Origin of the sequence: Cupriavidus sp. HMR-1, from assembly GCF_000319775.1 — a bacterium.
GTDB lineage: Bacteria > Pseudomonadota > Gammaproteobacteria > Burkholderiales > Burkholderiaceae > Cupriavidus > Cupriavidus metallidurans.
In genome coordinates this window covers 1-9,895 of sequence record NZ_ANKP01000190.1, presented here as the reverse complement: position 1 = coordinate 9,895, position 9,895 = coordinate 1, and the positions used below count along the sequence as shown (strand labels likewise).

The 9,895-nt window shown below is 64.3% G+C and carries 12 protein-coding genes; 5 read left to right on the top strand and 7 right to left on the bottom strand.

Translation table 11 applies throughout. The features are described from left to right. On the bottom strand, positions 1 to 211 hold a 211-nt coding region (locus D769_RS19975; protein WP_040011151.1), incomplete at its 3' end, for a hypothetical protein. Between the two features lie 160 nt (positions 212 to 371). On the opposite strand from D769_RS19975, the gene D769_RS19970 reads away from it, so the two are divergent. The 3 genes from D769_RS19970 to D769_RS19960 all read left to right on the top strand — a co-directional run bounded on the left by D769_RS19970 (position 372) and on the right by D769_RS19960 (position 2,216). Next, the gene (locus D769_RS19970; protein ID WP_008648821.1) at positions 372 to 560 is read left to right on the top strand and encodes a hypothetical protein; all 189 of its coding nucleotides are present in this window, start codon (positions 372 to 374) and stop codon (positions 558 to 560) included. 82 nt (positions 561 to 642) lie between these two features. Beyond that, complete coding sequence (locus D769_RS19965; protein ID WP_008648819.1) at positions 643 to 1,905, top strand: serine hydrolase domain-containing protein; 1,263 nt, start codon at positions 643 to 645, stop codon at positions 1,903 to 1,905. Positions 1,906 to 1,967: 62 nt separating this feature from the next. After that, positions 1,968 to 2,216 carry a hypothetical protein gene (locus tag D769_RS19960; RefSeq protein ID WP_008648818.1) on the top strand — a complete coding sequence of 83 codons (249 nt, stop codon included), beginning with the start codon at positions 1,968 to 1,970 and terminating at the stop codon, positions 2,214 to 2,216. 81 nt (positions 2,217 to 2,297) lie between these two features. Here D769_RS19960 and D769_RS19955 read toward each other — a convergent pair whose 3' ends face one another. Further along, entirely contained in the window at positions 2,298 to 2,945 is a 648-nt protein-coding gene (locus D769_RS19955; protein WP_008648808.1) for a DsbA family oxidoreductase, read from the bottom strand. 239 nt (positions 2,946 to 3,184) lie between these two features. Here D769_RS19955 and D769_RS19950 point away from each other — a divergent pair, with 239 nt between their 5' ends. Further along, positions 3,185 to 3,379, top strand: a complete 195-nt coding sequence (locus D769_RS19950; RefSeq protein ID WP_008648807.1) for a DUF1059 domain-containing protein — start codon at positions 3,185 to 3,187, stop codon at positions 3,377 to 3,379. An 81-nt stretch (positions 3,380 to 3,460) separates the two neighbouring features. On the opposite strand, the gene cyoD is transcribed toward D769_RS19950, so the two are convergent. From cyoD to cyoA, 4 genes are read right to left on the bottom strand one after another with little or no spacing between them, the layout of a single operon-like run. Further along, a complete protein-coding gene (gene cyoD / locus D769_RS19945; RefSeq protein ID WP_008648806.1) occupies positions 3,461 to 3,826 on the bottom strand; it encodes a cytochrome o ubiquinol oxidase subunit IV in 366 nt (121 codons plus the stop codon). Beyond that, complete coding sequence (gene cyoC / locus D769_RS19940) at positions 3,823 to 4,503, bottom strand: cytochrome o ubiquinol oxidase subunit III (RefSeq protein WP_008648805.1); 681 nt, start codon at positions 4,501 to 4,503, stop codon at positions 3,823 to 3,825. Before cyoC ends, cyoD begins: the two co-directional genes overlap by 4 nt. Positions 4,504 to 4,505: 2 nt before the next feature. Next, positions 4,506 to 6,482 carry a cytochrome o ubiquinol oxidase subunit I gene (gene cyoB / locus D769_RS19935; protein WP_008648804.1) on the bottom strand — a complete coding sequence of 659 codons (1,977 nt, stop codon included), beginning with the start codon at positions 6,480 to 6,482 and terminating at the stop codon, positions 4,506 to 4,508. A gap of 3 nt (positions 6,483 to 6,485) precedes the next feature. After that, on the bottom strand, positions 6,486 to 7,445 hold the full coding sequence (gene cyoA / locus D769_RS19930) for a ubiquinol oxidase subunit II (protein WP_035882918.1): 960 nt from the start codon (positions 7,443 to 7,445) through the stop codon (positions 6,486 to 6,488). Between the two features lie 111 nt (positions 7,446 to 7,556). On the opposite strand from cyoA, the gene D769_RS19925 reads away from it, so the two are divergent. Continuing rightward, entirely contained in the window at positions 7,557 to 8,954 is a 1,398-nt protein-coding gene (locus tag D769_RS19925; protein WP_008648800.1) for a PLP-dependent aminotransferase family protein, read from the top strand. A 9-nt stretch (positions 8,955 to 8,963) separates the two neighbouring features. Here D769_RS19925 and D769_RS19920 read toward each other — a convergent pair. After that, on the bottom strand, positions 8,964 to 9,895 hold a 932-nt coding region (locus D769_RS19920), incomplete at its 5' end, for an OPT/YSL family transporter (RefSeq protein ID WP_008648798.1).

Below are 9,895 nucleotides of genomic sequence, written 5' to 3'. Positions count from 1 at the left end.
TGCCGGTGGGTCTGGCGCGCGCCTTCTCCTTGCCTGACACCGGCGCAGCCAGCATGGCCTGGGCTTCGAACTGGCCGCGCGCGTCGAACGCCCCCATCCGCACCGGCTCGCCCATGCCGCCCACCACATGCTGGGCCAGCGCGTTACCGGAACTGGCTGCCACAAGCAGCCATGCCGCCGTCATCACACGAACGCCGCAATCCCTTTTCATTCGATCCTTCCGCATCCCGTATCGTCACGGTCGGCGAGCATAATGCGGGCGGGATGCTGGCGTTGTAATGAATTGTTATGCCCCCGCGCAAGGCCACCAGACGGCCCGAACCAGCCGCTTGCCGGCCCACCTGCGTACAATGCCGGGCTCAACTAGTGGGATGACGTCCGTGAAGAAAACCGACCTGGAAAAGAACAAGGGCCTGAAGATCAACAACAGCATGAAACAGTACGGCGCCAACCGGGCTGGCTCGCTGCCTAAGGGCGGCCGCCGCGCAGAGACCGGCAAGACTGGCCTGCTCGGCAAGCTGCTCGGCAAGGCCGTGCCGCCGGAGAAGGCTGGCGACTGAGCGGGATCCGCGTATCCCGGGGTATCCTTGACCCTTCACGGCACATGCAGCACTGAACTGAACGCCGGATCGAGGAGAAGCCATGGATATGCAAGGCAGGGAAACGCAGGGGATGTCCCGGGAGCGGCTGGGGCGGATCGATCGTTTCATCAATGAAGCGTATATCGCCAACGGCAAGCTACCGTGCGCGCTGACCCAGGTGTGGCGGCGTGGCGAGCTGGTGTTGAACTCGGTGCTGGGCCAGGCCGACCGCGAGCGGCAGGTGCCGCTGGCCGAGGACTCGATCTTCCGCATCTACTCGATGACCAAGCCGATCACCTCGGTGGCGATCATGATGCTGCTCGAGGAATGCAAGATCGCACTGGACGATCCGGTCAGCAAGTACATCCCCGCATGGGAAAACCTCGGCGTCTTCACCGGCGGCTTCATGGAGAGCTTCCAGACGCGCGCGCCGGCACGACCGATGCAGGTGGTCGACCTGCTGCGCCACACCTCTGGACTGACCTACGGCTTCCAGCAGAACACCAATGTCGATGCCGCCTATCGCAGGCTGAAGCTGGGCGACATCGCCACGGATGGCACGCTCGACGACATGATCGAGAAGCTGGCCACGCTGCCGCTCGAGTTCTCGCCGGGCGAGGCCTGGAACTACTCGGTATCGACCGATGTGCTGGGCTACCTGGTCGGCAAGATCAGCGGCATTCCGTTCGAGACCTTCCTGAAGGAACGCATCTTCGATCCGCTGGGCATGGTCGATACCGCGTTCCACGTACCCGAGGACAAGGTATCGCGCTTCTGCGCGTGCTACGCCATCGGCGCGCTGGGTTCGAAGGTCATTTCGCCTCGTGGGCCGATGCTCCAGGACGATCCTCTGGCCAGCACCTACCTGAAGCCGCCCAGCTTTGTCTCGGGTGGCGGTGGTCTGGTGTCGACGGCGGCGGACTACATGCGCTTCGCGCGCATGTTGCTGCAGGGTGGCGAACTCGATGGCACGCGCCTGCTAAGTCCGAAGACCCTGGCGCTGATGACCGCCAACCATCTGCCGGGCGGTGTGGATCTGCCTCGTATGTCCCGTTCGATGTTCAGCGAGGCCACCTACGAGGGCGTCGGATTCGGACTCGGCTTCGCCACGACGCTCACGCCGGCCACCACGCTGATTCCCGGCAGCGCCGGAGACTTCTTCTGGGGCGGCGCGGCCAGCACGTTCTTCTGGGTCGATCCTGAGGAAGACCTGATCGGCCTCTTCCTGACCCAGCTCCTGCCGTCGTCGGCCTATCCCGTGCGCCGCCAGCTGCGCACGATGGTCTACAGCGCGATCACGGAGCCGGGCGCCGGTGCGCGCTGAACGTCACACGCATCGGACGGTACTACAATGCACGCATCAGAGACCGAGTCGGGATACCGTTGATGAAGACAGCAACTTCCCTCGTTGCGATCGTGCTGGTCGCCTTCAGCACGCTGGCCAACGCCAGCGTGGCCGAAGGCGCCCGTGAGTTCAAGGCCGACGTCAAGGCGGCAGGCAAGAAGACCGGACACGCGGTGCACGAGACCGCGATTGCGATTGGCGACGGCGCCAAGGCTGCCGGTCATGCCGTCGCCGATGCCAGCAAGCGTGGCTATCACTCGACGAAGAAGTTCGTGACGGGGCACGAGTAAGGGGCACGAGTAAAGTCGCCCCCGACGTCCAGCAGGCAACGTGGCCGCGTGCGGGTCCCCCCGCACGCGGCCACGTTCACGTCATGACTGCCGTTTTTCCAGCACTTCGCGAATCACCTGCTCGAAGGCTTCCGGCGGTTGCCCGCCCGTGAGGAGGTAGCGGTTGTCGAAAATGACCGATGGCACCGAGTTGATGCCCATCGACTGGAACTGCGCCACTTCAGCGCGCACTTCATCGGCATAGGCATCGCTTTCCAGAATGCGGCGCGCCTCCGCGCCATCGAGACCCGCCGATTGCGCGGCCTCCACGATCACGTCGTGATTGCTCGGGTCCTTGCCCGCGCCGTGATACGCCTTCAGCAAGGCCAGCTTGAGCGGCAGCTTCTTGCCCTGCGTGCCGGCCCACTGCAACACGCGATGCGCGTCGAACGTGTTGTAGATATGCGTCCGGGGGCCAAACTCGAATCCCACCGCCTCGCCGCGCTCGCGGATCTGTACCTGGCGTTCGGCAAGCTGCTCGGCGGTGCTGCCGTATTTCGTGCTGACGTAGTCGAGGATGGTGCGGCCTTCCGGCGGCATGTCCGGATTCAGTTCGAAGGGATGCACGACGATCTCGGCTTCCACTTCGTCCCCGAGACGCTCCAGCGCCTGCTTGAGCGACGTCAGGCCAATGGCGCACCATGGGCATGCGATATCGGAAACAAAATCGATCCTGAGTGCTTGAGTCATGACTTTTCCTGATCTGCGGAATATGGGAACCGCGACAGGTTAGCGTGAATCGCCGGGCCGTGCTTGGCGATGCGTGCCACGCCCTATACTGGACATGACATCGACCAACCGCGCCGGTGTCCCGTCAACGACCACGCCTGCAGGAGGAGCCGAACTCGCGGATGCTGCGCAGCCGGCCTCCGCACTGGGAGCCCCCCGAGGTTCCCGTCCCGACGAACCATTCGCGCCAGGAGGCAACGATGGGACGCAAATTCATCGATTGCCGCGACTATCCCAGCCAGATGCATTGCACGGTGGCACTCAGTGCTGATACCGAAGAGGAACTGCTGGAAGCCGCGGTCCAGCACGCTGTGCAGGTGCACGAGCATCAGGACACGCCAGAGTTGCGCAGTCAGCTCAAGGCGTGCTTCAAGGACGGCTCGCCGCCGAGTTGAAGCCTGGATAAAAAAGGGGCGCGGCGGCACAACGCCCATTGTGCCGCCACGCCTTCCCCAAACCGGATCGGTTCGATTCGCTCAGCCCTTCGGGCTGGCCTGCAGCGGCATCGACTGCATCGGCATCATGTTCAGATTGGCGTTGTGCATGACCCACAGCGAGCCAGACACCACGATGGCGATCAGGAACACCGTGCAGGCGAAGATCGCCGTGTTGCCACGCTGCCCCTTGCGCGGGCCCAGATGCAGGAAGAAGACCAGTTGCACCAGCAACTGCGCGATGCAGAGCAGGACGATGACCGCGAGCCCGTAGCCCGGCGGCAGTACCCCACTCATCACGGCACCGAAGGACACCAGGGTCAGCACCACCGACAGCCCGTAGCCGATCAGATGGCTGCGAATGCTGCCGTGCGACGATTCGTGAGCGGTAACGCTGGTGGGCTTCACAGGAAGGTCCTCAGGTAGACGATGGAGAAAACGCAGATCCACACGAGATCCAGGAAGTGCCAGAACAGGCTCAGGCAGGCCAGGCGTCGACGCACGATGCCGTCGAGGCCGAACACCTGGATCTGGTGCACCATCACGATGATCCAGAGCAGCCCGGCCGTGACGTGCAGGCCGTGCGTGCCCACCAGCATGAAGAACGCCGACAGATAGGCGCTGCGGCCCGGGCCCGCCCCTTCGTGAATCAGTTCCATGAACTCGAAGATCTCCATGCCGACAAACGCCGCGCCGAGCGCGAACGTCAGCACCATCCAGCGGATGACCTGGTTCGGATTGGCCTTGCCGTCCTGCAGCTTGATCATCGCCACGCCGAAGGTCAGGCTGCTGGTCAGCAGCAGCATCGTTTCGCCGAGCACGAAGCGCAGGTCGAACAGTTCGCGCCCGCCCGGGCCGCCTGCGGTGTTGTTGACCAGCACGCCGAACGTCGCGAACAGCACCGCGAAGATCAGGCAGTCACTCATCAGATAGAGCCAGAAGCCCAGCGTGGTGCGCGACTGCACCACGTGGTCGTCGTGACCGTCGTGACCGTGGGCGGCGTCATGGCCGTGGGCGTCGGACGCATGGCCCGGCGCATGGATGCCGGGCGCTGCGTCGGCCCGGAGTTTCAGGGATGTCGTCATGATCAGTTGGCGCCTTGCAGTTGCTGGAAGCGCGCGCGTTCGATGCGTTCCACTTCGGCGGCGGGGACGTAGTAGTCCACGTCGCGGTCATACGCGCGAGCGATGAAGGTGAAGATCATCGCGGCCAGGCCGAAGCCGACCATCCACCAGATGTGCCAGACAAAGCCGAAGCAGAACACAAGGCCGAACACGGAGACGAGGAAGCCGGCCGATGTATTGCGCGGCATATGGATGTCCTCGTACCTGGCGGGCTGCGCGTAGGCGCGGCCGGTATCCTTGTCTTCCCAGTGCTGCTCCAGCGACGTGATGTTCGGCACGTGCGCGAAGTTGTAGAACGGCGCGGGCGAGGCGGTGGCCCACTCCAGGCTGCGGCCATCCCACGGATCGCCGGTCAGGTCACGGTTCTGGTTGCGGTCACGCACGCTGACGTAGAGCTGCCACAGGATCGCCAGGATGCCGGCGCCGATGATGCACGCGCCAACCAGCGCGACGATCAGGTACGGCTGCCACTCGGGGTTGGTGTAGTGGTTCATGCGGCGGGTCATACCCATCAGGCCCAGCGCGTACAGCGGCATGAAGGCCAGGTAGAAGCCGATCAGCCAGCACCAGAACGCGACCTTGCCCCAAAACTCGTTGAGCGTGAAGCCGAACACCTTCGGGAACCAGAACGACATGGCCGCCAGACAGCCGAAGACCACGCCACCGATGATCACGTTGTGGAAGTGGGCGATCAGGAACAGGCTGTTATGCAGCACGAAGTCCGCGCCCGGCACGGCCAGCAGCACGCCGGTCATGCCGCCCACCGCGAACGTCACCATGAAGCCGATGGTCCACAGCGTCGACGAATGGAAGCGGATGCGGCCGCGATACATCGTGAACAGCCAGTTGAACAGCTTCACGCCGGTCGGGATTGAGATGATCGACGTCATGATGCCGAAGAACGCGTTGACGCTGGCGCCCGAGCCCATCGTGAAGAAGTGATGCAGCCAGACGAAGAACGACAGCACACCAATCGACGACGTCGCGTAGACCATCGACTTGTAGCCGAACAGCGGCTTGCGCGAGAACGTGGCAATGATTTCCGAGAACGCGCCGAAGCACGGCAGGATCAGCACGTAGACCTCGGGGTGGCCCCAGATCCAGATCAGGTTCACGTACATCATCGCGTTACCGCCAAGCTCGCTGGTGAAGAAATGCATGTCCAGGTAGCGGTCGGCGGTAAGCAGCGCCAGCGTGGCGGTGAGCACCGGGAAGATGGCGACGATCAGGATGTTCGTGATCAGCGCGGTCCACGTGAACACCGGCATCTTCATCAGCGTCAGGCCCGGCGCGCGCATCCGCAGAATCGTGACGATGAAGTTGATGCCCGTCAGCGTGGTGCCAAGCCCTGATATCTGTAGCGCCCAGATGTAGTAATCCACCCCAACGGTCGGACTGTACTCAAGACCGCTGAGCGGTGGGTAGGCCACCCATCCGGTGGCGGCGAAATCGCCAACGAACATCGAGATCATCACCAGCACCGCGCCAATGGCCGAGAGCCAGAAGCTCAGCGAGTTGACGAACGGATAGGCCACGTCGCGCGCGCCGATCTGCAGCGGCACGATCACGTTCATCAAGCCCAGGATGAACGGCGTGGCCACGAAGAAGATCATGATCACGCCGTGCGCCGTGAAGATCTGATCGTAGTGGTGCGGTGGCAGGTAACCGGCGGTCTCGCCGACGGCAATGGCCTGCTGCGTGCGCATCATGATGGCGTCGGCAAAGCCGCGCAGCAGCATGACCAGCGCCATGATGATGTACATCACGCCAACGCGCTTGTGGTCCACCGAGCAGATCCACTCGCGCCAGAGGTAGGTCCACTTGCGGTGATACGTGATCGCGCCGAACAGCGCGGCGCCGCCCAGCAGTACCACCACCAGCGTGCCCATGATGATGGGCTCGTGCATGGGGATGGCATCGAGAGTGAGTTTTCCGAACATGGGTTATTGCTCCACGGTGTCGGGCAGCGGCGGCAGTGCGGCGCGCAGCGTCTCGGGGCTGTCCGCGCGGCAGATGTCGCCATAGCTGGCCATGTATTGATCGACGACACCCTGGAAGAGGCGTGGCGAAACGTTTGCGTAGATGGTGACCGGGTCCTTGCTGCTGGGCTGCTTCAGCGCGCGGTAGGTCTGTTCGTCGAGCGCGTTGCCGGACGCGCGGGCGCGGGCGATCCAGGCATCGAAATCCTCGCGCGAGGTGGCAACCGTCCGGAAATGCATGTCGGAGAAGCCGGCGCCGCTGTAGGCAGCGGAGCGGCCGTCGAACACGCCGGTTTCATCGGCGATCAGATGCAGCTTGGTTTGCATCCCGCTCATCGCATAGACCATGCTGCCGAGCTTCGGGATGAACAGCGCATTCATCGTCGATTCGGCCGTGATGCGGAAGTTGATGGGCGTGCCGACCGGCACGGGTAGCTCGTTCAGCGATGCCACGCCGTACTGCGGATAGATGAACAGCCATTTCCAGTCGAGCGCGACAACGTCCACCTCTATCGGCGCGACCTTCGATTCGAGCGGCCGGAACGGGTCGAGCTTGTGTGTGGTGTCCCAGATGATGATGCCGAGCAGCGCCACGATCACGCACGGGATACCCCAGACGACGACCTCGATCTTGGTCGAATGCGACCAGCGCGGCGCGTACTCGGCCTTGGTGTTGGTCTCGCGATACCGCCACGCGAACACCAGCGTCAGGATGATGACCGGGATGACTACCAGCAGCATCAGCGCGGTGGACAGCACGATCAGGTTGCGCGTTTGCACACCTACGGCGCCGCTCGGGGAGAGCAGATCGTAGGAACAACCGCTGAGGATCAGGGGAGCCGCGACGCAGAGCCACGCGCGGACTTTGGGGGGGATGGGTACTCGCCGGCGGACATGCTCCGGGGCGGCAACTCGCTCACGCATTTCAGACACCTATTGATGGGGGCACAGGCGTATTCCGGGTATTTGTATGGATTGGCCTGAGGTGCGCGGGATGCTAAGGTAAGACAACATCCATACAAGACGGATTTTTCAGTGCGTACAAAGACTTCCGCATCGACAGGCAAGCCCGCCTGGATCGGCGAGTTCAGCCCGACCGGCGGGCCGCGCTATCTGCAGATCGCGGGATTCCTCGAACACGCGATGGCAGACGGGCGGCTCTCTCCCGGGGACCGGCTGGCGCCTCAGCGAGAACTGGCGGCAATGCTTGGCGTGGACCTGACCACGGTGACGCGGGCGTTGGCCGAGGCTCGGCGCCGTGGGCTAGTCGAACCACGCGGCTCGCTCGGCACCTTCGTCGCGGCGCCGGTCTTTGAACTGGCCCAGACTGTGGACCTGAGCATGAACGTGCCGCCACCACCGGAAGGCATCGACTTCGACGACATGCTCCGGCGCGGGTTGGCGCAGGTGACGCTGCACGCGGACGCCAGCCTGTTGATGACCTACCAGTTGGGCGGCGGCACGCAGCCGGATCGCGAAGCCGGTGCGCGGTGGCTTGGGCCGATGCTCGGCACGGTAGCGTCCTCACGCGTGATCGCCAGCCCCGGTGCCCAATCGGCGTTGTCGGCAGTGATCCTCTGCCTCAGCGACCCGGGGTCAGTTATCGCAGCGGAGCCGCTGATCTATCCGGGGCTGCGCGCGGCGGCGGCGCAAACGGGGCGGCGCGTGGTGACGGTGGCGACAGATAGCGACGGAATGCGTCCCGATGCGCTCGAAGCCGCTTGCCGTGCGCACGCGATTCGGCTCATCTATCTGAACCCGACGTTGCAGAATCCCACCACGCACACGATGCCCGAGCACCGTCGGCGTGACATCGCACGGGTGGCCACCCAGTGCGGCGCGCGGATCATCGAGGACGACCCGTACTGGCTGCTCACGCCCGACGCACCGCCCCCGGTGGCCGCACTCGCGCCGGCGCAGACGATTCATATCGCGACCCTGTCGAAATGCCTGAGCCCCGGATTGCGCACCGCATACGTGGTGGCGCCCGATGCCGACACGCAGGAGGCGATCCTGGCCGCGCTACGCGCGATCACCCTCATGGCGTCGCCGATCGCCACCGCGCTCGCCACGCAGTGGATTCGCGATGGGTCCGCGGAGGCATTGCTGAACGGCATTCGCAGTGAAGCGGCGGCACGGCAGCAGATCGCGCAGCAATGGCTGATCGGTGCCGACCAGTCGCCGCAATCTGGCATCCATGTGTGGCACCCGTTGCCAAGCTACTGGACGTCGAGTGGATTCAGCCGCGCGGCCAGCGACGAGCACCTGCGGGTGACCGCATCGGATGCGTTTTCCGATGGGGCCGATGCGCCCAACGCCATCCGTATATCGCTTGGCGGCGTGGCGGAGCGCGCGCAGCTTTCGATGGCGCTAAAGAAACTATCGGGGTTGCTCGCGCGCAAGCCGCCACACGCAATGCTGCAGGTGATCTAGTCCGCTGTATCAGTGCACGACTGCCAGCAAGCCGGCGATGCCGAACCCCAGCGCGGCCAGCGCATCGCCGGCGATCAGTCCGCCACCGACCAGCGACGTCGTGCTCATGTCATCGGGCAGCGCCGCATCCTTCGATGACGATTGCGCGCGACTGTCGACCAGGCTGGCGACCACGCCACCGGCCGCCATCCACGCGGCGGCGGGCAAGTTGACGAAGCCGCCGAAGGACGATGCATACGGCGACGGCAGCAACACGGCATCCAGAAGGAAATCGCAACCCTTGCCGACACGGCTCTGCTCCGCGAACCGGCGATAACGCGCCGACGCCCTTATCAGCTTGCGCAGGACTTCGGTGACGAGCCCGATACCCAGGCCGATCCATACCGCCAGCCGCAGATACGGCTTGTCTTCGGTCATGCTGCGCAGCGCACCGACGATCTTGTAGGTCATGGCCGATGTCCAGCGCGCGGGCTGCGCATCGGCGGGCAGCGTGGTTTGATCCAGTCGCAGAACCGGATAGGCATCCATGAACAGACGCGCGAGCAGCACCGCCAGGATCGCGCCCACGACGATGCCGGCGACCTGATAGCCGAACTGGATCATGCGATTGGTGCCGAGGCGCCAGCCGGTGGAACGGTCCTGCTGCATGTCACACGCCTCCGCGGTGGAGACCAGCAGCACGGTTGCGGCAATCAAACCGACATGCGGCTGACGCAAACCCACCGCCGCCATCAGGATCACCGTCAGCACGAACGCGGACGAAATCGGATTCTGGTCGACCATGCCGACCGAGATGCCGTTGACAAGCGCGAATATCAGCACCAGCGCCACGGCCATCAGTTGATAGCCGACTGGTTGGCCGAACCAGGCCACGCCGGCGGCCACGACGGCCGCGCCCCAGACCGCGACCCATGCGACGATCCAGCGCTGCGGCGCCCTGC